Source organism: Paenibacillus sp. VMFN-D1 (assembly GCF_003386155.1).
In the GTDB taxonomy this organism is placed as follows: domain Bacteria; phylum Bacillota; class Bacilli; order Paenibacillales; family Paenibacillaceae; genus Paenibacillus_AQ; species Paenibacillus_AQ favisporus.
This window is the reverse complement of record NZ_QRDU01000001.1, coordinates 1437170-1458108: the sequence shown is the minus strand read 5'-3', so window position 1 is coordinate 1458108 and position 20939 is coordinate 1437170. Positions and strand designations below refer to the sequence as shown.

General features: G+C 47.4%; 19 protein-coding genes and 1 pseudogene. 5 read left to right on the top strand and 15 right to left on the bottom strand.

Annotated features, from left to right (window positions below; all coding sequences use genetic code 11):
* Nucleotides 1-112 precede the first annotated feature (112 nt).
* Together C7820_RS06850 and C7820_RS06845 are read left to right on the top strand one after the other, a co-directional pair.
* Nucleotides 113-940, top strand: a complete 828-nt coding sequence (locus C7820_RS06850) for a helix-turn-helix transcriptional regulator (protein WP_116230304.1) — start codon at nucleotides 113-115, stop codon at nucleotides 938-940.
* Between the two features lie 195 nt (nucleotides 941-1135).
* Nucleotides 1136-1422, top strand: a pseudogene (locus tag C7820_RS06845) (TetR/AcrR family transcriptional regulator); the annotation flags it as partial.
* A 10-nt stretch (nucleotides 1423-1432) separates the two neighbouring features.
* On the opposite strand, the gene C7820_RS06840 reads toward C7820_RS06845, so the two are convergent.
* From C7820_RS06840 to C7820_RS06805, 8 genes are all read right to left on the bottom strand, one after another.
* Complete coding sequence (locus tag C7820_RS06840; protein WP_116230303.1) at nucleotides 1433-1960, bottom strand: GNAT family N-acetyltransferase; 528 nt, start codon at nucleotides 1958-1960, stop codon at nucleotides 1433-1435.
* A gap of 177 nt (nucleotides 1961-2137) precedes the next feature.
* Nucleotides 2138-3016 carry an SDR family oxidoreductase gene (locus C7820_RS06835; RefSeq protein WP_116230302.1) on the bottom strand — a complete coding sequence of 293 codons (879 nt, stop codon included), beginning with the start codon at nucleotides 3014-3016 and terminating at the stop codon, nucleotides 2138-2140.
* A 34-nt stretch (nucleotides 3017-3050) separates the two neighbouring features.
* Complete coding sequence (locus C7820_RS06830) at nucleotides 3051-4034, bottom strand: aldo/keto reductase (protein ID WP_258875143.1); 984 nt, start codon at nucleotides 4032-4034, stop codon at nucleotides 3051-3053.
* Between the two features lie 78 nt (nucleotides 4035-4112).
* Nucleotides 4113-4571, bottom strand: a complete 459-nt coding sequence (locus C7820_RS06825; protein WP_116230300.1) for a MarR family winged helix-turn-helix transcriptional regulator — start codon at nucleotides 4569-4571, stop codon at nucleotides 4113-4115.
* Between the two features lie 277 nt (nucleotides 4572-4848).
* Nucleotides 4849-5727 (bottom strand): EamA family transporter RarD, encoded by an 879-nt coding sequence (gene rarD, locus C7820_RS06820; RefSeq protein ID WP_116231663.1) that lies wholly within the window; start codon nucleotides 5725-5727, stop codon nucleotides 4849-4851.
* A gap of 167 nt (nucleotides 5728-5894) precedes the next feature.
* A complete protein-coding gene (locus C7820_RS06815; protein ID WP_116230299.1) occupies nucleotides 5895-6377 on the bottom strand; it encodes a DUF2975 domain-containing protein in 483 nt (160 codons plus the stop codon).
* A gap of 221 nt (nucleotides 6378-6598) precedes the next feature.
* Complete coding sequence (locus tag C7820_RS06810) at nucleotides 6599-6898, bottom strand: IDEAL domain-containing protein (RefSeq protein WP_116230298.1); 300 nt, start codon at nucleotides 6896-6898, stop codon at nucleotides 6599-6601.
* Nucleotides 6899-7277: 379 nt separating this feature from the next.
* Nucleotides 7278-9206, bottom strand: a complete 1929-nt coding sequence (locus tag C7820_RS06805) for a glutaminase domain-containing protein (RefSeq protein WP_181908954.1) — start codon at nucleotides 9204-9206, stop codon at nucleotides 7278-7280.
* A gap of 96 nt (nucleotides 9207-9302) precedes the next feature.
* Here C7820_RS06805 and C7820_RS06800 point away from each other — a divergent pair, with 96 nt between their 5' ends.
* Nucleotides 9303-10109 (top strand): AraC family transcriptional regulator, encoded by an 807-nt coding sequence (locus C7820_RS06800; RefSeq protein WP_116230296.1) that lies wholly within the window; start codon nucleotides 9303-9305, stop codon nucleotides 10107-10109.
* 48 nt (nucleotides 10110-10157) lie between these two features.
* On the opposite strand, the gene C7820_RS06795 is transcribed toward C7820_RS06800, so the two are convergent.
* Nucleotides 10158-10922, bottom strand: a complete 765-nt coding sequence (locus C7820_RS06795) for an alpha/beta fold hydrolase (RefSeq protein ID WP_181908953.1) — start codon at nucleotides 10920-10922, stop codon at nucleotides 10158-10160.
* A gap of 144 nt (nucleotides 10923-11066) precedes the next feature.
* Nucleotides 11067-11993, bottom strand: a complete 927-nt coding sequence (locus C7820_RS06790; RefSeq protein ID WP_116230294.1) for a ketopantoate reductase family protein — start codon at nucleotides 11991-11993, stop codon at nucleotides 11067-11069.
* Nucleotides 11994-12141: 148 nt separating this feature from the next.
* On the opposite strand from C7820_RS06790, the gene C7820_RS06785 reads away from it, so the two are divergent.
* Both C7820_RS06785 and C7820_RS06780 read left to right on the top strand, forming a co-directional pair.
* A complete protein-coding gene (locus tag C7820_RS06785; RefSeq protein WP_116230293.1) occupies nucleotides 12142-12693 on the top strand; it encodes a TetR/AcrR family transcriptional regulator in 552 nt (183 codons plus the stop codon).
* Between the two features lie 98 nt (nucleotides 12694-12791).
* Nucleotides 12792-13208, top strand: a complete 417-nt coding sequence (locus C7820_RS06780; RefSeq protein WP_116230292.1) for a VOC family protein — start codon at nucleotides 12792-12794, stop codon at nucleotides 13206-13208.
* A gap of 80 nt (nucleotides 13209-13288) precedes the next feature.
* Here the strand turns inward: C7820_RS06780 and C7820_RS06775 are convergent, their stop codons facing one another.
* The 5 genes from C7820_RS06775 to C7820_RS06755 all read right to left on the bottom strand — a co-directional run bounded on the left by C7820_RS06775 (nucleotide 13289) and on the right by C7820_RS06755 (nucleotide 20917).
* Complete coding sequence (locus C7820_RS06775; RefSeq protein ID WP_116230291.1) at nucleotides 13289-13714, bottom strand: SRPBCC family protein; 426 nt, start codon at nucleotides 13712-13714, stop codon at nucleotides 13289-13291.
* Between the two features lie 75 nt (nucleotides 13715-13789).
* Complete coding sequence (locus C7820_RS06770; RefSeq protein ID WP_116230290.1) at nucleotides 13790-14746, bottom strand: sigma-70 family RNA polymerase sigma factor; 957 nt, start codon at nucleotides 14744-14746, stop codon at nucleotides 13790-13792.
* Nucleotides 14747-15075: 329 nt separating this feature from the next.
* Nucleotides 15076-15960 carry a copper amine oxidase N-terminal domain-containing protein gene (locus C7820_RS06765; RefSeq protein WP_116230289.1) on the bottom strand — a complete coding sequence of 295 codons (885 nt, stop codon included), beginning with the start codon at nucleotides 15958-15960 and terminating at the stop codon, nucleotides 15076-15078.
* A 56-nt stretch (nucleotides 15961-16016) separates the two neighbouring features.
* The gene (locus tag C7820_RS06760; protein WP_116230288.1) at nucleotides 16017-16574 is read right to left on the bottom strand and encodes a DUF4362 domain-containing protein; all 558 of its coding nucleotides are present in this window, start codon (nucleotides 16572-16574) and stop codon (nucleotides 16017-16019) included.
* A gap of 182 nt (nucleotides 16575-16756) precedes the next feature.
* Nucleotides 16757-20917, bottom strand: a complete 4161-nt coding sequence (locus C7820_RS06755) for an S-layer homology domain-containing protein (protein WP_116230287.1) — start codon at nucleotides 20915-20917, stop codon at nucleotides 16757-16759.
* Nucleotides 20918-20939 lie beyond the last annotated feature (22 nt).

Genomic DNA, 20939 nt, shown 5'->3' with positions numbered 1-20939 from the left:
CTCTCCTTCACGACGGAAGATAAGCAGATTATAATGAGTCATAGCACCAACAAATAGATCTGAATTCATACTGCTATAATTTCTATCACCATATTGGAGAGGGAACTTCGTGATGAATGATGAAAGAAGACGTAAACAATTGGCTGACTTTCTCCGGTCACGCCGCTTGCGTATATCCCCAAGAGAGGCGGGGTTGCTGGTTGAAACATCGCGGCGTCGCATAACGGGCTTAAGACGGGAGGAAGTGGCAAGCTTATCAGGCATTTCCTTGCCGTGGTATACTTCACTGGAGCAAGGCCGGGACATTCATGTGTCTGAGCAAGTGTTGGAAAGCTTGGTACGAACATTACGGCTTAGCAGCGACGAACGCAACCATCTGTTCGTATTGGCCAATCATTCCTCACTTCCTCAGCCAAAAGCGGATAATTCCGTTCCCACTTCCCTTCAGCGGATTCTGGACAGAATGGGAACTTACCCGGCCTACATTATCGACAGGCACTGGAACGTTCTTGCGTGGAACCGAATATCGGGTACGTTGTGCGGAGACTTAAACCGGGCCCCGGAGCTCGAAAGAAATATGCTCTGGCGCGTCTTCGAGGTCGAAGACAACAAGTCCCGCATCGTTAATTGGGAGAATGTCGCCTCTACGATGGTGGCTTTTTTCAGAAATCGGTTTGCCTTGTACATGAACGATTCGTGGTTCCAAGAGCTATTCGACAAGTTATATGACAGGAGCGAGGAATTCAGGACGTTATGGGATCGACAAGATGTTTCCGGTATTTTGGAAGGAGAACAAATAATCCATCTTCCAGAAGCTGGCCAGCTGACTTTCCGTTACCATACGTTTACAATCTCTGAAAGCAGCGCTTTTGCAATGAGGGTGTTCACGCCACTTGAAAACTCGGGAACCGACGAACAGTTGGAAGAGTTACTAAAGTAAGTTCATGATCCCGAACAACATTTTTTTGTTACCGCAGTTTTCTGCACGAAGGCCGATCTTATCGTGAAAGAAGTAGTGCCGAGCAAAATGCAAAAAAACTGCACCCCAATTGTTAGACACCTAACAGTTGGGGTGCAGTTTTTTTAATGGCTAAATTCAGCCGAGGCGTAAGTGCCAAGTATAGTCTATTATTATATGGGTGAAAAAAATTTCGATGAGATTACCATTCAGGATATTGCGGACCAGGCAGATCTTAACCGCGGAACTATTTACCTTCATTATCAGGACAAATATGATTTGTTGGATAAACTGATCGAATCCTATATGAATGAATTAAGCGAGATGGATGAATGGGCATGTAAGCTGGATTGGAGCAAAGGGCTTGTTCCTTTTTTTGAGTACTTGAGAAAAACTAATTATTTTTTTCGACAATGCTAGCCAGCAAAGGAGCCCCTTCTTTTAGAAGCCGGCTTCAAAGTTATGGTGTGGAATTTATCGATTATCCAAATTATAGCAATATCCCTTTAATAGTACTCCTGAGGCTGGACTAAAATCAAGATCTTGAAAGCGTGTAAAGCCAAGACGCTCATAGAGACGAACAGCAGAGTGCATTTCGTCCTTTGTGTGCAATCCTATTGCCCTCTCGCCATTAACTTGAGCGCGCCGTATACATTCCTGTACAAGCAAAGCTCCTACTCCATGGCCACGCGTCGACGGATGCACAGCAAGCAATCGTAACTCAGCCCAACCAGGATTACGAACTACCCTTTCACTTGCGCTAGATGTCGAATGATACAAAAGAACACAACCCACGATATTTCCGCCAGACTCAGCGACAATTCGCTCTACAGATTCTTTTATTCCAAGCGTCGCCACTAATCTCCGATTATACTCTTCGCGCATTGAATCACTCATTGTTCGGGCATATTCCTCATATGCCTCTTCCACTATTGCTCTTATGATGTCTTGCTCAGATTCCACAGCATTTCGAATAAATATTTTATTGATATCAGTCATCATTTCCTTATCTCCTTTACTAATAAAGGCGTTAACCTAGTGCAAACTATATTTAGTACTGTACACGTGCATATTAACATTAGTATATACTTTGGTTTAAAAAATAGGTGGGTCAAGAATGGTTATAATTAAACCATAATGTTCTTGTCGTCTTATACCTATTAGCAGGTTTTAACGCAATCAACCTTGCAGTTGGGAAATCGACTCTTTCAGGACCTCTCTAAAACTTTTCGGAGGCCGGCCGATCAAATCAGCCAGAGCCGAATCAACTTGTGCGAAGTCTCCCTGACGGCTCGCCAGAAACATCCCCATCCGCATATTTATACTGGCTTCCGGCACGCCTTGTGCCATCATGCGGTCTCGAAACTCTTCGTCCGACACAACGATTCGGCGAATGGTCCGCCCCAAGACCTCGGAAGCGATTGACGCAATCCCTTCCATATCAATGGCCTCGGATCCCGTAAGATTGGGAGTTATGCCATCCAGTTTCTGCTCGCTGATGATCGCCGCCGCAGCCTCGGCCAAATCGGAGTGGGCTGTCCAGGCAACCGGACCATCCTCAGGAGCGATCAGTTCCCCTGTTTTTATGGCTCCACCGATCAACAGGAGTGCCGATGCGGCGTAGTAGCCGTTACGGAGCGACGTGAAGGCCATACCTGAAGCTCTCAGCAATTTTTCCGTAGCCGCATGGTGAATCATAGGGGCGAAGTGTGATGCTGGGGAAGAACCTATATGACTTGTGTATAGCACCCGAGTAACCCCTGCCCTCTTTGCCGTGTCAATCGCGGTTTGATGCTGCTGAATGCCATGCGGGATGTCAGCCTCGCCCATGATGCCGGACGAAACGATGAGAACCTGTGACGCCCCCTCAAAGGCGTGGTCCAGACTCTCGGCATCGTCGTAGTCGCCCCGACGGACACGAACTCCACGTTCTCGAAGCTCTTGTGCTTGATTCGGATCACGGACGCTGACACCGATCTCCTCGACAGGTACACGCTGGAGTAGTTGTTCTACTACGGCCCGCCCCAATTTCCCATTGGCTCCGGTAACGATAATCATAACAAACAACATCCTTTCATTTGTATGATTGTATTTATACGGAAACAGTCTTCCCGTTTCTAAATTGCATATTGGGGAAAGAAGCGCCGGCGATCTCCTGTTCTGGTATTGCATCTTCAATTTCCCTGATATCTTCTTCGGTCAAAAGGATATCGAGTGATTGCAAAGCTTCTTGGAGATGAACCGGCGATACGGTACCGATAAGCGGTATGATATCTTCCCCTTTGGATAATATCCATGCAAACGCCAGTTGGGATAACGTCATTTGTTTTTTTACGGCGATCTCTTCGAGTTTTTTGGCCAGGGCAACGTTCTTTCCTATATTCTCTTCAAAAAACAACGGAACATAGCCGCCCTTGCTCTTTTCGATCCGCTCTTCTGTCCATTGGCCGGCAAGAAGACCATGAGCCAATGCCCCAAAAGCAACTACGCCGATGCCCAATTCCCTCGCAGTAGGCAAAAGTTCTTTCTCAATACTTCGGTTAAAAAGCGAGTATTCGACTTCCACCCAGCTGATCGGATGCGTGGCATGCGCTCTTCTCAACGTCTCTGCGTCAACCTGGCTGACTCCAATCTGTCTGACATAGCCGGCCTTAACCAGATCGGAAATGGCACCGATCGTTTCTTCTACAGGAACACCCAGATCAATTCTTGCGGGCTGATACAGATCAATATAGTCAAGATTGAGTCGTGTGAGCGAATAGGCAAGATAGTTTTTAACATGTTGGGGGGAAACATCCAGTCCGTACAAGGAGCCGCTCGGCGTATTCATTGCTCCGAACTTCAGCGATATAAAATAGTCATCCCTTTTGTACCCCTTGAGCGCTTCGGCGATAACCATTTCGCTTCTGCCGGCACCGTAAAAGTCCCCTGTGTTGAGATGATTGATTCCACTCTCAAAAGCGCTATGAATGGCAGCAACGCCTGCACTTTTGACAGCTTCATTGACATTTGACATATGGCCGCAGCCGAGTCCGATTCTGGATAACTCCAGTCCGTTTGGTTGATCATTCATCATGGAAACCTCCTGAACTTTAAAATAAATTTGTGTAGCCGTCTACATATTTGTTCAAAAAAATAATAAAATGTGGTAAATTCATTCGTTCGGCGGCTGTTTTTCGACGTTTTCAAAAGCACGGGTCAGCAAAGAAACAAACATGGCTTTTTCGGCATCCGACATCCCTTGTGTGATCAATTCTTCAGATTTTGAGAAGGCATCACTCCTCTCACTAAGAAATTGTTTGGCTTTATCTGTTATGTCAATACGAAGGTTGCGTCCATCTTTAGGGTTGCTAGTACGCGTGATAAATCCGGCCTTTTCCAAACCGTTCAATAAATTTGTCACAGACGGACCGCTTAAAGCCATTGTTTTTTCAAGATACTTTCGATTGATCTCTATATGCTCCTCAATGGATTGATGAATATGCGAGAGAAGAATCGCTTGCGAGCTATTCAAGCCATGGTCCTTCAGAAGCTGGTCGATGATTTCCCGGACCCGTTGTGCAATAACTTTGATGTAAAGGCTATAGGGGTACATATCGAAAAAGCTTGGCATAGGATTCTCCTTTCATTTATGTAGATGACTACACTATATATGGGGTAGTTATTTTTGTCAATAACTCGTATGTATTGTACGCCACTGCCCTCATTCCAACTCTCCTGCAGGGCCTCTATACCCTTTTATTCACTGAATTCGCAGCTACTTAGGATAACGTTCACCGCACATGAAACTTAAACTATCCTACCCGTTTAACCCCGAACAGAAAACAGCCATCTCCCCCAGCGGACGGAAATGGCTGATATAACGGTACCGAGTAGACGTTTTGCCGCCGTCAGCGAGCCTTCGCGAGTTTCGTGCCTCGAACCGATGCCGCAGCGTATACGACAAGCGCTGTCCAGATGAGCGCAAAGCCGATGAGAAGAACCGGCGAGACCGATTCCTTGAACACGAATACGCTCAGTAACAGCATGATCGTCGGTCCGATGTATTGTACGAAGCCGAGTGTGGACAGCGACATCCGGGCGGCCGCTCGCGCAAAGAAAAGCAGCGGTAGCGCGGTTACCACGCCAGAAAGAAGCAGTTCGACGAAAGTGGACACAGGCAGCGTCCATGCCGTTGTTTTTCCCACGGCGGCCAAATAAATCCAGTAGCCAAGCGCAATGGGCAGGACTACAGCTGTCTCCGACAGCAAGCCTACAGAAGCGTCTTGTCCGATCTTCTTCTTCGCGAGTCCGTACAAGCCAAACGTCGCGGCCAGTGAGATAGAAATCCATGGGAACCGTCCGTAGTCGATGGCGATGATGAGAACCGCGGCGGCAGCGATGGCAATCGCGAGCCATTGGCCGCGGTTTGGCTTCTCACGAAGGAAGACAACCGCAAGCAGCACGTTCACCAACGGGTTCAAATAATAGCCGAGACTTGTCTCGACGACATGGTCATTGTTGACCGCCCAGATAAAGATGAGCCAATTGGCAGCGATCAGCAGTCCGCTAGCGGTGAGTGATAGCAGGAGCGAGCGGCTAGCCGCAATCCGTTTCATGTCACCCCAGCGACGCTGGGCTGCGACGAAAATTCCCATAAAGACGAACGACCAGACAACCCGATGTGACAGTATCTCGCCTGCCGGCACATCGTTAAACAACTTCCAATAAAGCGGGAGAATCCCCCACATGATATACGCGATAATAGCATTGACCAACCCGTTGTTCATCATCAATTTCCCTCTCCTTACTCCGATGTCTTAACGGATTATACGCCTCGATTATCGTTTTAGTAAAGGGATTAATATTTTTGCACAAAACCCGAAAGCTCCGTTACGCTCTTTTTCGTTTTACTAACATCACATCAATAGTAAAGAAAATCGCCATATGCTCCACTTCAGACCGTTAAATCATTTTCTGATTTTATAGTAATAGCTTCTTGTAAAAGTCTTTGGAGAACAGCAGCAAAAACGGCGATCACCATAGAGGCGAAAATAATGACCCATCCCATCGGTATGAAACTTGGAGGGTCAACTCTCCTTCCCATGAGATAGTAGAGTGGCATACCTAACAGGTACAGGGTACTGATTGTGATGGCACAGTATCTTATATTTTTTAATGCTTTTACCGATAATTCCGAGAACGCTTGGTTCTTATCAATATAGCTTAAAAGTTTAAAGGCATGATACAGAGCAAAGTAAAAAGGAATCGCTGCTGCGTACATATCAATTATTACGAGAGATTTCATATAAGCTATTTGGGGATACAATTCTCCAGCAAAATTCCCGATCTTGGGCACTAAAAATATGCACAATGCGAGAATCGGTATTCCAATCATAATAACAGCCATCTTCAAAAAGAGTGTTGTTCCTCGTTTCATAAGTGCACCTCACTTATTTAATGTCAGTTTTTACTTTGCCACATAATTTATTGTTTTACAATAAATTAATATCGTTTTTTATAAAAATAAAGAGCATTTCTCATGACAAAGAAATGCTCTTCCTTTAAAATGTTAAATTGACAACTCGTTCAACAAAACTGTCCGTTAGCTTAACGACTGCAGCCCAGATATAGCATCGGTTTAACACCGGTCCTGCTCATTCACGACCTCATCGATACATTTTGATCCGTTAAGCGCTTACATAACGATAGTTCGTGTGTCCACTTCTCAAACCACTCTTTATCTTTCCAGTCCAAGGAGAGATCTATAAGTTCCGGTAAATCGTCCATACATATTACAGCGTCGTTATTCCAAGAAACCCGATCTGTAGAAACTTCGATAATTCCCAAATCATGAGGAATTGTGGCTTGAACCAAAACCGTGGATTCCCGCATCAGCAACAAAAAGCCGGTTACCTTCTGCCCTCTGTAGCAGGCCAATACCCAATCTCCTTCGGTCATAATCCCATCAGCCTCCAATGAGTCTGTTACTTAGAATTAAAGGATCGCCTTTGTTTATGTTTATGCTTCATATCATCAAATTAGAAAAAAGCGCCTGAATATTCCTAGTTACCTTTGGTGAGCGTCTGGTCAGTTTATATTACTGGATCGCGGATGATCATGTTCGCTGTAACCTTCACCTGTATTCGTTGAGCTATCGGTTCCCCTTTAGCTTAATGTAAGCTAACTCAAATAAACGTGATCACCATTGGCTTTCTTGGCATGTAATGTGATTTTTCAGCTGATATCTACCCTGTCCTCTGAAGACAGCAAATCCCCCTTCAGAGTAAATACTCAAAGGGGGATTTGACTATTTCGCTATTCTTATGCAAGTCGTTGACTACGATTGAAGCTTGCAAATCTCCTTATCCATAAGAAGCTTGATAAATAACCCGCCTTGTACCGATCTGTTCTGGAAACCAACCATCTTCGCGTCGGTCGTCTGGAACCAATCGGTCATCGGAACGCGGCTCTCCGATTGATCGTAAGCGAGCCATAACCGATCGACGATCGTATTGAAATCATCCTTGTCTTCGCAGAGCGCGGCACTCCACACGATCCAATCGGATTTGGTGTAGGTGTTGCGATTGTCGAGCATAAGGCCGTAGGCACCCGAATGCTTCTCGATATAGGCTTGCGTCTCTGCCTTGAACGAATCTTCAGGGAATAAGTTCAGGCCGAAGATTTTATCCCAGATGGCATTATACTTCATGCTAAAAGAGCCGGGGCGATCGAACGCCAGACGGAACGTACCGTCATCGTTTGCAGCCATGGACTTCCATTGCTCCGCCATCGATCGGGCGAGTTCCATGAGTTCCGCTGCCTTTTCCTCGTTTCCTGCCATGCGGTTCAAGATAGAAAAGCTGGCAATACCCATAATCGCTTTCAGCGACAAGTTGCAGTTATGGGCCAAGTGCCCTGCAAAATCGTCCGTACACAGCTGGTTATCCGGATCGATGCCGTTTTGGATCAAGTACTGACACCAAGTTTCAAGATGTCCCCAGTTTTCTTGCGCAAATGAAACATCCTGCTCCGCTATTGCGACAGCCGCAGCGCATATTAACATGTTGCCGCATTCTTCAACCGGCATTTGCCAGTCGGGCGTAGTTCCGTTGCTGTATACTTGCCCATTCAGAAGCGGGTAAGTGCCCACATCGTGGGGAGCAAAGTCATAATGCCAAACCTCCGTGGAAGCGTACTTGAATATCGGCCGAAGCATTCCTTTCACCAATTCGGGGTTATACAGCAAAAATTGTGGAATGGATGGGTAAGTCACGTCAAGCGTAGCCGCACAGCCATTGCTGAAGTTCTCCTTAGAAATGAACAGAACTTCTCCATCCGGACCCGCGACGATTTTATGGGCGGCAATCGCTTGCCGGTAAGCGAGGGATACCAGGTCTGCATACTTTTCGCTTCCCGATGCCGAGGCGTCCTGATACAATTTTTCAGCAAACCGTTCGCATTTTTCAAACACCGTATCATATTCATTTAGCGCCTGCTTTATCGCCTCTTCAATCGTCTCTCCGTCTTTTCTCCAATAGGCATCCAGCTGTTGATGAAAATATTCGATCGATTTGATATCGTCATAGCCGACTGCAAAAAGCCCTTCTGCATTCTGCTCCGTATCCAGAACGATCGATAGCCCCATGGCATGATTTACGGTTCCGTAGAGGTTTATATCTTCGGAAGCGCTTACTGAAGCGCCGCTATGATTGGATGCGAGATAGACGTAGCCCCAGTTAATTCGAAGATCATCCCCGCTTCTGGTTAACGGATGCTGAATGCTGCTTCCCACCTTGCCGCAAGTAAAACCAGGTTCGCTCAGATCCGTATACACGGTCGGAAACTCATATTTTAAGTTTTGGCATAACTCTCCATCTACACTAATGGTAACTGTGACGTTATGTTTTTTCCCGTCGTTCGACTCGGTTGTCACATGGATATAGGACACCGGTCTGGACATGAGCTTCAAATCATCCAACAACAATGGAGTCGTGAACGTAACGGTTAACCGAATCTCATCGCATGCAAACTCGTATTGGCTTGACAAAGCATGAATATCCAATTTTGTCTGCTCCATGAGCAGGCTATCCGGCTTAACGCCCATGAAAACATATTCTTTCCCATCAACCAGCACAGTGCCGGTCATCCGGTGAGGCTTGCCTGTCCAATGCTGGGTGTCCGATTCATTGAGCTTGTCTGCCATGGACCAGATGGAAAAGTAAGGGTCAACCGTAATCAGCGGAACAGCTGGTGCACGAAGATTCATTTGGATTCCTCCCATTAATGCGTTTCTTAGTGTATAATTTATCATGTTCCAAAACGTAATTTAATAGGATTTATCATTGTAAATGTGAGGATTATCATGATGAACGAAACCATTTTCAATTTTTGGCATCTTAATGATTCCAAGCTTCCACTCAATGTGCTCATGTCGGGCATCTCTTACTGTGATAAGAACTACCGGATCGAACGCCATGGAGAAAACCTGTATTCGTTTGAATATATCATCGACGGCAGCGGCGTTCTAGAGATCAATTCCCAAACGCTCTACCCTCAGAAAAACGACGTTTACATATTGACTAAAAACAGCGACCATATCTATTATTCCAGCGAAGATCAGCCCTGGATTAAAATTTGGATTATTTTTAATGGTGATTTTGCCGAATCTTTATTCAAACAATATCTCCCTGAAAATACGTATCTCATCAAGGAGTGCAACATTCTCTCCTATATGAATGAGATCATTAACCTATCGTCGGCCACACATATGGACTATCCCAGCTTTATAGACGAAGTAACCGTCCTTCTTCTTAAAATCGTATTGCGCTTAAAGAACCATTTAAAACATAAAGCGCCAACCATATCCGAGCAGATCAAGTCGTATCTGGACGGCAATATCGAGAATAAAGTGGATTTGGACGATCTGTGTGAACAACTCGGCTATTCGAAAAATCATATGATCAAGATGTTTCGGGAAACGTACGGGATCACGCCTTACGCCTATTTTCGCAAACACAAAATTGAATTGGCCGAGCAATATTTACTGAATACCCATCTCAGCATTAACGAAATTTCAAACAAGCTGAATTTCGCCGATCAACATTATTTCTCCTCTGTATTCAAATCCATTGCCGGTGTTTCCCCTTCAGAGTATCGGCAGATTAAATAATAAAGAATGACAGAAGCATCAGAGGCTATTGCCGTGATACTATAGGCTTTACTGGTTATGGGATAACTCGAAAAATGTTTTTAGATGACCAAGCAAAATCTGAGGTTGAGTAGAAATATACGAAACATGATCTCCAGGCACTACGATGAGGTTCGTGTGAAGCAGCTTTGCCATTTCATTGGCGTACTCTGGGCGAATAATATCACTGTCTCCATTGACGAGCAAAACGGGCGCGGTAATTTGCTGCAGCTGCGTAGGTTCAAGAAAATCCTCCGTATTCGGGTTATTCGCCATTTCTGCACCTTTGGCAATAAGTTTGGACCAGTTATCAGGTTGGGGGGCTACACGTTCGTATTCTTGCCTCATCTGTAATGGAAAAGCTTCAGCAGAAGCATGTTTTATACCTTCAACTATATAGGGAAAATAGCCATCCATACTATAAATAGTCGAGGCTAGTGCCAGCTTGCGAACAAGGTGAGGATTAGACTTCGCCAGATGCAGTGCGACTGTTCCACCAGCACTGTATCCAAACACATCCGCTTCCGTGATTCCTAATTGACTCATAAGTTCAGCGGTGTCACGACCCATTTGAGCAAAACTTAAAGGGCGGTTAATGTCTGCGGTATGACCATGGCCTTGCTGTTCAATTAAAACTACCTGGCGGTGAAGAGCCAACTCCGGTAATATGGGATCGAACATGCTGGCAGTCGCAAACTGGCCATGGAGCAAAATTAGTGGTTTGCCACTCCCATGGATTTCATAATACATATTTAGTCCATTTACTTTCTCGTAACCACATTTTTTTTCACTCATGCTTAAGCCTCCTTGCGTTGTATTTATAAGATCGTCCATTCAAGTTTCGACATTCGGACGACTGGTATTTTTAATAGTATCACAGCAAAAGTTTCCAAGTTCTTTTGGATTGCTATCTTCATACAAGTTCTTGTCGTCTTCCATCTATTCAGTTGAAGGTGCAACCGATTTGATATCCTTTTGACTTAAAAATTTCTTTAAATCATGACTCAGCTGCACAATCTCATGGTTAGCACGATTCGCATAGTCCGGTAACATCATATCGCGAACCATTTTAGTTCGTAGCCATGTCATAAAGAACAGATCCAACAATAAGTTTGGAAATTTAACCACCATTTTAAGCATGGGTGGATCTATTGAAACGCCAGCTTTTTGTATGGCCCTTAGATACGCTTTTAAAGTGACTGTTATTTGGCGTGCCGTCTTTCTGGTTCTAACTGTTTTTTTGTCAGTTATTTTACCTTCAGAATGCAAAACACTCAGCATGGCAATGTCGGATACGGAATGTGTGATGAGATACGCTTGCATATCCTTTTTAATAACGTAAGGAAGCTTTGCTGTTTTAAATAATTTCGCGAGGTTTTTGATGCGTTCTGTCACTTCACCATTCACTTCTCCAAATGCAGTGGCCGCAATAATCTTCGGTAGAAATCGGGCATGCAGTACTCCATCTTTCATCTGTCCGCCGAAGCCGGGAAAAGCGGGTAAAAGTCGATCCCCTACGATATCCAGCCACGAAGAAAATCCAATCGAATTACTAGTCATCGTAACGATATTTTTGCTTTGATTATCTTTTAGCGCTAACAACGCTGATTCGGACCGGTCATAACGAACGGTGACGAAAATAAAATCGTATATATCGTCATTTTCGAGCGCATCAATGACCTTCACTTGTATCGATTGAACGGAACCTTTTTCTTTATACTGCAGGCCATTTTCTCTTAATGATTTAAATCTATTAGAATGGGCAAACAAGGTAACGTCAAACCCTGCTTCAATAAGCTTCATTGCGTACATGCTCCCAATGACACCTGCACCAAAAATTAAAATTCTGTCTTGTTTTGCTGACATGCGAACCACCCCTACTTATTAACATTTCTTTTGGATTATCAGACAACGTGTTGTATGATGTGATCATAAATCTTTATTTTTCCTTGATCAACCATCAGTATTTTAGGATTTGTCGGATGATATTTTTATTGGCTAGTAGGAGGGTAACATGAAAAAGCAACCTCAAATAACGGAGAAAACAAGACAAACGTTTATAGAAGTGTTTTGTGAGTTATATAGCCAAAAGCCGATTGAGAAAATTTCGGTTCAGGAAATTGCGAAAAAGTCAGGATATAACCGCAGCACCTTTTATCAATACTTTACTGACATTTACGAATTGTTAGACTCTGTTGAAAATGACTTATTGAATGACATGAAAAAAGAATTGGGTGATCAAGAGCTATCGATGCATACGTTTCAAGATACGCTCTTTTGTCTGGACAAAAGAGAACATCTCCTGGTTCTTAATGCCCTTTTAGGAGATTATGGAAGCGCCCGTTTTATAAAACGCTTAAAAAAAGAAATCACTTTGGGGCAATTAGAATTAAACGTTCCGCAAAACCATGCCTTAACGCCATACTTCATTGAGTTTTACCTGACAACTTCCCTTTCTCTATTTCGGCTTTGGATCCAGCGGCAAAAGGATTTATCGTCAGAACAATTTTTCAAGCTAGTGGAGAACCTGTATTCAAGCGGGATTGCGCCCTATTTTAAAGAATGAGTCTGTCTTCAGACCGATGAATTCCCGGATCGGCTGTCGTCTATATAAACGAAGGCATAAATGAACACAAACTAATTTGACGAAGAGGTGTTTTGAAAATGGCATTAATGTCCGCATTCACGAGTTTCAACCTGCCTGTAAAAAACGTAGCACAATCGAAAGCGTTCTTCACCGGACTCGGATTCGATCTCAACCCACAATTCCCCGAAAACGAGAATTCGGTAGCCATCGTGATCGGCGACAACCTGCAGGTCATGCTGATCAATCAAGCATTCTTTAATACGCTCACGGAAAAGGAAGCCGTCGATACGAGCAAGTATGCGCAGATGACGATCGCGCTGGCCTTCGAGAGCCGGGAAAAGGTCGATGAAATCGTGAATACTGCGGTCTCCTTGGGCGGGAAATTGCACGCTGAACCTGAAGATCATGGGACCATGTATCATTGGGGCTTCGTGGACTTGGACGGCCATCTATGGGCCATTAACTACATGAACATGGATGCGGCACAAGGTTAAGGCTAACGGGGAGCATGCCCATAATAGGGTTTAAATAGAAAAGACGCCGGGCATCTTCCCCGGCGTCTTCTTCGCGATGATTAGTTTTGTTCGGTATAGGCTTTGAAATTGTCCATGATCGCCTGCCAGCCTGCTTGCTGGAACTCGACGGGATTGGAGCTTTCCGCGTCGAACGTTTCAATGACCTTCGTCTCATCCCCTTGATCGACGAAAGCAATATCAATTCTTCTTCCGTCTTCCATCGTGTAGCCGATCGCCTCATGCCGATTCACAACATCGTAGACGCCGCCAAAATCAAAGCCCATGCTGCCATCCTTCGCTTCCATCCGTGTCGAAAACTTACCGCCAACCCGCAGATCGTTTTCCGCTCTCGGCGCATGCCAGTCCTCGGATGCTTGATTCCACTTCGTGATGTGCTCCGGCTCAGACCAATAGCGCCATACTTTCTCGACGGGGGCTTGAATGACGGTTTGTACAGTTACTTTCGTTGGTTGATTCGTTTCCATTGGATTGGACACCTCTCTCATAATATTCATCGTTTGGTTGATCTCAATGATATAGACGAATGCCAAATACGAAATTCATCGGTCGAGTCGCTCTGGCAGCCCAAATCGCGAAAATAATTTTGTATTGATGAAGTTTTGAACGTGCAGGATTTGATTTTCTTTGGTTTCGATGACGTGGATGCCCCAGGGTACCAGGCCGGAGCCGTCTTTGTCCGGCATATACTGGGCTAACGCCGGATAACCGCCATTCACCGTAATGGGCACAAAACGCGAACCTTCGCAATGCCAGCGAGTAAGCGAATAGAAGGCGGACAAATCTTCCTTGCCGTGGATCCACATCTCGAAGGGCGGCATCGACATGCAGCCTTCCTCGTGGAACAGCGCTACGAGCGCAGCAATATCGAATTGCTCGAAGGCCTCCACATACCGGGACAGCAGCTCCTGCTGCGGTTGAACGTCCATGCTGCTGAGCTCATCCGAGCGAAGCTGCGCCCGGTCCATCGTCTCTCGGGCTCTCTGCAAGGCGCTGTTCACCGCTGCCGGTGTCATCGCCAACGTTTCCGCGATCTGCTTGGAGGACCATTCAAATACATCCTTCAAAATGAGTACTGCGCGCTGCCGCGGTGGCAAGGTCTGCAGGAGGGCAATGAAGCACAGTTGAAGAGTATCTCTGCGGACGAGCCGATCCTCCGGATTGCCCCCAAAGTCGGGAGACGGCCAGATCCAGGCTGAGTCCGGCAGCGTGTCGCGAGGCTCGACGATGGCGACGGCCGGGTCGAACAGGTCAACAGGCAGCGCGCGGCGTTTGGATTGCCTCAGCTTGTCCAAGCACAGGTTGGAGGCAATCCGATAGACCCAAGTTTTGAACGAGGAATCCTGTCTGAACGTGCTCCAGCTCTGCCAGACCCGAATACTCGTCTCCTGAACGGCATCATCCGCATCGTCCATGGAGCCTAGCATTCGGTAACAGAACGAGGTTAAGCCCGGCTTCAAGCTTGCAAATAATGATTCGTCAAATACCTTCTCGTTCATCGTGTCCTCCTTTAACGATCTCCCCGAAAGGGCAGTACCTTCATTATAAGCAATGAAGCGGTCTAATTCATCAACGTTTCTGGGCATTCTTATGTCTAGTCCCAAGGGCTCCTAGATGATTAAAGTACCACATCTAATTGAGAGACAAACCTGGCTTATCTAGGAGGCGCTTCGTACAGAAGAAGCAATCAAAGGCATCGATAAACTTGCATATCAGGAATAGTATTTAGGATGATGTCAACGTCATTGAAAATTTCACTTTGAGATGATTTGCTGGAGGATCCTTAATAATCCCTATACTCTCCAGAGTGTGACTTCCCTTCCTTATTTTATTTAGGAAGCTTTTGAATGATATCGGAATAAACGTTGACTTTTGTATTTAACTCCACCCTTTTGCCATTCTCATTGTTGTATATAGCTATTGCTGATCCCTCATATCTATTTTCTATAAACAGGACGCTACTATTGTGATAGGCCTCAAAAAGGGGATCGGTATCCAAAATAAAATTAGGGGGAATAGCCCCGGATGTTTTGGATCGATCATCATCCGCAAATTGACCAATAGCCATCGCTTTCCCGTTTTTAATTTCAACAAGAGTCGTATTGCGACCGTCCAGTAACATGTATACATCTGCTCTTCCTACAGGGAAAGAATACTCATGGTAGACCCCAGAGGAATCAAGCGGTTTAAAATCAAACTTTATAGGCAAAGAAATTGCGGCTTTACGTGCAGCTTGCAAATTCTCTTGAGTCATCTGATTCATATCAAATTTATAACTGTCGGAGTTCACAAAAACCATTTTGCGAATGGTTTCATAGTCTACATGATAGCCCAAGGTTTCACTCACAAATCGAATAGGGACAAGCACGCGTCCATCCTGATTTTTTGCGGCCTGATCCATTTGTATCTTTTGACTTCCCTTATATGCAACCTTACTGCCTACAGTAATCTTTAAGTATTCTCCGTTTTTATTCTGTAAAGTCACTACCTTTGAAGAAGGATTCCAGCTGTAATGTATCCCTAAAGACGCTAATGAACGGATCGGAATAAACAAGCGATTATTATCCATAGTCGGGTGTACATCCATTGAAATGAATTTCCCATTAACGTTTATTTCCACAGGCCGTTTATTATAGTCCGCTGCTGCATGAGTCTGGGTGTAGCCCATAAAAGTAAAACTAACTAGAGAAAGCAAGATGACAAATTTTCTCAAATTTTCATCCTCCTAAGTTCTTAATCATGTTGTGGCGACCCGGTGTCGTTATGTGATTATTGGCTGCCCTCCTCGGCTTCAGCCTCTATGTTCGTGAACCAGAACGTATGACTGGTTTCATTATCACATCCCGTTAGCTTGTAATGGGAGTTTAACTCTTTGTTCTTCTCGAGCTCAATTCCCCGGCACACCGTGCTCGGACGACCTGCATCGCTACCAAACCCGTCCCTCGAGTTGTCATACGTATACGTAATCGCCTCAGCCCCATCATAGACCAGCTCATAAAAGATCGGGTCACCTTCAATTGTATATTGCGTTATACGTACCTGATTCGGCACACCCTTGTCGAGATTCTCCAAAAACAGCTTCCACTTGTCGAGATTGTACATCTTCCCGTGAACGTTCACGATATCTCCATTCGCGGCTGCTTGGTCAGCACCATAAGGGTCAGATACAGCGGGGAACGCTTTCGGCTTTGCTGGCGGTGGAACCGTCTCCCCCGGTACAGGAGCAGTGAAAGAACTGGTCGTATTATCGCTAGGTCTGTCCGACTTCTCATTGCAGCCCGATAGCAAAACTAATGTAGCCGCTAATATTAACACCCGTTTGATCATGAATGATCACCTCATATTTAACAACGCTATAGCGAGTATGAATGTTTCAATCGCAGACGCGAGTTCATTAGCTTCATGACCAATTAATATTGATATAAATGAATATGGACCACATTGCAATAAAAAACAGGCCGTGCCTCAGGTCTTTTTGACCTGTAGGTACGGCCTATTCTGATTCGCCTCTATTTTTCTTCTATATAACTAATGATTTTCTTGATCACCGTGACTGCTTCCGCCCGGGTCGCTTGGGCTTGAGGCTTCACTGTTCGATCAGGGTATCCTGTGAGGATCCCACATTCTACCGCGGACGCAACTGCATTTTTCGCCCATTGCGAGATCCGATCCCCGTCAGTGAAGGAAGGAGTACCCTTCGTGTTCTCCAAATGCAAGGCATTCGCCGCCATCACCGCCATCTGCTCCCTCGTGATGGGCTGATCCGGCAAAAATGTATTACCGTCATAACCCCGGATCATTCCATTGGCATAAGCCGTGGAGATCGCAGCCCGGGCCCAATGGTTCTCTGTATCGATGAACACATTATCCGCCTTCGGTTTCCATTGCAGGACCGTGGTCAGAATCGAAACAAACTCTGCCCGTGTAATCGGACGGTTCGGACGGAATGTGCCGTCCGGATACCCTTTTACAATCCCGCTTCCCGCCAGATGCTGGATCGTTTCTTCAGCCCAATGGCCCTGGATATCCGTAAATACAGCTGCAGATTCGTTGTTAACAACCGTTCGGGCGATAGCCGCGAACTTGCCGAGGTGGTTGATCGTGCCGCTGACCATGCCGTTCTCGAAGTCGATTTGCGGATCCCCCAATGGAACCCATTGCCCGGTATCCTCGTTTAGCCAGCAGAGCAGAATTGGATCGCCATCCTGCCGGGTCACATCAGCGTTCAGGCGAAGCTTGACGGTCACATTAACAAGGAAATTCCCCGGCACGTCTTTCTTCATTTCGAATACTCGGCTGGTTAGACGCTCAAGATCTGACAACGGGAGAGTATCCGTATCGGTTATTTGGTTAACCGTCACTTGGAAAGGGCGGTCCAATGCACAGGCGGGAAACGAGATCTCGCCGCCTTCGAACTTAACCATACCGCCCTTCAATCCGACCACGCTTGCCGCACCACAATTCAATCCGTCCAGGTTCGTGTTTGCCGGCAATGGCGCCGAACTGCTGCTTCCTTGGCCCAAACGGAACCGATTCGATACGGCTTCCGTCGAGTTCCCTACCTGATCAGACGCTCTTACGTGCAAGTACCAATCGCCGGTCACCCCGCTCTTCGTCAAATCGGTGCCGCTGGCAAACGGCGCCCAACCTTCCACTGGCGCGGAGAGATCCGTCGTCCAAGCATATTGAAGCGTTGAATGATCGATTCCGCTTCCGGTATCCATCGCCGTCGTCCGGGATGAAGCCGATGTGGCCACGGAATCCCTGCCGTTCGGGGAGAACGCGATGGCAGGAGGCGTTCGATCGATCTTCACCTTCAGCACGCCGGACAACTGATGGCCGGCCTCATCCTCCGCTTGGAAGACGATCGCGTGGTCGCCATCCTCGGTGATTTCGATCGGGGAACTGTTCGTATAGGCTTGCGGTGATCCGCCGTCCAACGTATAAGTGAACGAGGCAATCCCGCCGGTTCCCCCCTCAGCGTATACGCTGACGGTCACGCTCTGGTTCGTCCATTCCCCTTCCGTATAAGTGCCTCCGTCCGATTTTACTATCGTCGGGGTCAATGCCAACCCGCTTGAACCGATTTTAACCGTGCGCCGTTCCGCCGTTTCCATTCCCGCCGCATCTGCCGCCTTGAAATCGAGGACATGGATACCGTCGTCCTGCAGTTCAATGCTAGTCGTATAAGGCGACCAAGTCTCGCCTCCATCCAACGAGTAGACAAACTCGTTAACCTCGGCTGTCCTCTCATAAACGGATGCGCTCACCGACACTGGTTGGTTCGTCCACGTTCCGTCTTGGTAATTGCTGCCGTCAGCCGTTGTCATTGTGACCTCGATATTCGGCGGCCAGGGTTGATCCGACACGCTGGGCAAAGGATTATTCGCCAGATCGACGATACTTCCCGCTTGCGAATCGTACGACAGCCTGATATCCTGGCCGCTGCGCAATGGTTCACCCATCGTCAGCTTCATGGTCTTTGCCCCGGCCATTATAGTACCTACCACCGTGACATCAACCCCGTCCGCTAGAACGGAGAAGCCTCCTGCAGACAGCAAGTTCACCTCTTCATCGAATGTCAGCAGGATGCTATCCGGCTGTTCGATCCGAATATTCACGACCGCCGGAGGAGCTGCGTCCCGGCCTATATTCGCCTTAATTCCTTGTAAGAAAGGATACGTTTTCCCTTCTTCAATCGTCCAGTTCCCACTGAAATCCCAGCTCCCGAAGGTCGACTTCCGCTTCAAGGACGCCGTCGTCTGACCGCCTCCATGTCCTGTCGCTGCGGCATCGTAGTATCCCGAGGTTACGATGGAAGTCGGGCTGAAATCCCTCCCAACTAACCCTCCGACCTCCGAACCGGAGCCCGATACGCGTCCAGCGGCATAGGCTCGGTTGATCGTGCCAACATGCCGTCCGACCAGCCCTCCGACTTCCGCTTTTCCCTCGACGGAGCCGGTTGCGTATGTATCCTCGACCAAGCTCCCCAGGTCGGCGCGGCCCACCAGTCCACCGACAGCATACGTGCCAGTGACGGCGCCTGTCGCGTAGGACTGCTTGACGACACCGGGAAGCATCTTGCCGACCAGCCCTCCGATATTGTTACTGCCGCTTACATCCGCCGATGAATAGGACAATTCGACTGTACCTCCGCCAATGTCCCCGACTAATCCGCCGCTGGAATATCCTCCGCGGACACTGCCGCCATCCACCCCTATGCTGCGGACGAGCCCACCATCGCCGAGGTAACCGATCAAACCGACCTGTCCTGTATCAGGGCGGTTAATGATCAAGCCCCGGACCGCATACCCCTTGCCGTCCAGCCTGCCGGTGAAGGCGCCGACCGGAGCGAATCCGGCTCCTGCTTCGTCGCTCGTCCCCCACATATCCGCCCGGCTCTCGTCCTTGAAGAGATTGCCGAAATCGATGTTATTCTCAAGCGTATAGTTCGCCGTCGGATCCATCGCCATTAACTGAAGCTGGTGAACGTTGCTGATCGTCTGCGACCATTCCGAGCGGAGGAACGGCCGGGTCGAACCGTCAACCATGAACCAGTCCGCATTGAAATCGAACCCTGCATAGCTCGCTTGGCTGAGGGCTTGTGCGGTAGTGAGCTTAGTCACCACGCATTCGACTCCGTAATCATCGTTGTTATAGCTGCAACCGCTGCTCTGGCCAGAAGTCTCCGAATCCCAGTAGTTATTTTCCATCATGGCGCCGTTATTGGCACCGAGTACTCCGCCGACATCGCCTGACGCAGTAGTAACGGTTCCGGAGGTATACGTATTACCGATATGGCCGTAAACCGAGATGCCAACAAGTCCGCCTGCGACACGGTCTCCGCTGACGGAACCGATGTTGTACGATTGACTTAAGTCTCCACCGTCCAGATTTCCAATGAGCCCTCCTATGTAATAGCCACGGGCCATAACTTTGCCGGAGAAATAGGACCGAGTCAAGTTTCCTCCAAACAGCAGTCCGACAAGTCCGCCTACGTCATTATCCCCCACTACGTTGCCAGTCGCGTACGACTCCGTTATCGTTCTGTCGCTGCGACCCGCCAATCCCCCAACGGTACTAGTTCCGTTTACATTGCCTGTGGCGTAGGAAGAGATGATCTGGCCGTAATCATAACCGACCAGCCCTCCAACCACTCCATATCCCGTGACATCGACGCTTGCATGAGCTCGCTCGACCGTCCCATCATTGTTCCCCGCCAGCGCGCCGGTAAAATTGCTGCCGATGACGGAGCCGCCTTCAATACCGAGATTCCGGACCACCCCTCCCGTGCCGATCATCCCGAACAGGCCGACACCCTGCTCGGAGGGGCGATTGATCGTCAAATTTCGAATAACGTATCCCGCTCCATCGAGCTCCCCCGTGAACTGCTCGGATTTGTCACCGTTACCCCGCTCTCCGATCGGCTTCCAGCCCGCTCCGCCGTCCCAATTCGCCGTATCCGACGCATCGATATCCGCGGCAAGCCGATAGTGTGCCGACAAGTTGTTGCGCATGGCGTTGAGTTGATCCAGCCCCGTGATAATAAAGGGATCCTCCGCAGACCCGTTGCCGGCCATGTCGGTTCCCTCCGACTCCGCGTAGATGGGCATTGGAAGAATATCAAATGCCAGCAGCAGAACCATAAACCATAAGAAAACGCGCTTCATACCATCCGATCCTTTCTTTCTC

Excerpts from the sequence above, each read along its gene's own strand:
- C7820_RS06850 (WP_116230304.1), top strand. The coding sequence starts at position 113 with ATGAATGATGAAAGAAGACGTAAACAATTGGCTGACTTTCTCCGGTCA.
- C7820_RS06840 (WP_116230303.1), bottom strand. The coding sequence starts at position 1,960 with ATGATGACTGATATCAATAAAATATTTATTCGAAATGCTGTGGAATCT.
- C7820_RS06835 (WP_116230302.1), bottom strand. The coding sequence starts at position 3,016 with ATGATTATCGTTACCGGAGCCAATGGGAAATTGGGGCGGGCCGTAGTA.
- C7820_RS06830 (WP_258875143.1), bottom strand. The coding sequence starts at position 4,034 with ATGATGAATGATCAACCAAACGGACTGGAGTTATCCAGAATCGGACTC.
- C7820_RS06825 (WP_116230300.1), bottom strand. The coding sequence starts at position 4,571 with ATGCCAAGCTTTTTCGATATGTACCCCTATAGCCTTTACATCAAAGTT.
- rarD (WP_116231663.1), bottom strand. The coding sequence starts at position 5,727 with ATGAACAACGGGTTGGTCAATGCTATTATCGCGTATATCATGTGGGGG.
- C7820_RS06815 (WP_116230299.1), bottom strand. The coding sequence starts at position 6,377 with ATGAAACGAGGAACAACACTCTTTTTGAAGATGGCTGTTATTATGATT.
- C7820_RS06810 (WP_116230298.1), bottom strand. The coding sequence starts at position 6,898 with ATGACCGAAGGAGATTGGGTATTGGCCTGCTACAGAGGGCAGAAGGTA.
- C7820_RS06805 (WP_181908954.1), bottom strand. The coding sequence starts at position 9,206 with ATGAATCTTCGTGCACCAGCTGTTCCGCTGATTACGGTTGACCCTTAC.
- C7820_RS06800 (WP_116230296.1), top strand. The coding sequence starts at position 9,303 with ATGATGAACGAAACCATTTTCAATTTTTGGCATCTTAATGATTCCAAG.
- C7820_RS06795 (WP_181908953.1), bottom strand. The coding sequence starts at position 10,922 with ATGAGTGAAAAAAAATGTGGTTACGAGAAAGTAAATGGACTAAATATG.
- C7820_RS06790 (WP_116230294.1), bottom strand. The coding sequence starts at position 11,993 with ATGTCAGCAAAACAAGACAGAATTTTAATTTTTGGTGCAGGTGTCATT.
- C7820_RS06785 (WP_116230293.1), top strand. The coding sequence starts at position 12,142 with ATGAAAAAGCAACCTCAAATAACGGAGAAAACAAGACAAACGTTTATA.
- C7820_RS06780 (WP_116230292.1), top strand. The coding sequence starts at position 12,792 with ATGGCATTAATGTCCGCATTCACGAGTTTCAACCTGCCTGTAAAAAAC.
- C7820_RS06775 (WP_116230291.1), bottom strand. The coding sequence starts at position 13,714 with ATGGAAACGAATCAACCAACGAAAGTAACTGTACAAACCGTCATTCAA.
- C7820_RS06770 (WP_116230290.1), bottom strand. The coding sequence starts at position 14,746 with ATGAACGAGAAGGTATTTGACGAATCATTATTTGCAAGCTTGAAGCCG.
- C7820_RS06760 (WP_116230288.1), bottom strand. The coding sequence starts at position 16,574 with ATGATCAAACGGGTGTTAATATTAGCGGCTACATTAGTTTTGCTATCG.
- C7820_RS06755 (WP_116230287.1), bottom strand. The coding sequence starts at position 20,917 with ATGAAGCGCGTTTTCTTATGGTTTATGGTTCTGCTGCTGGCATTTGAT.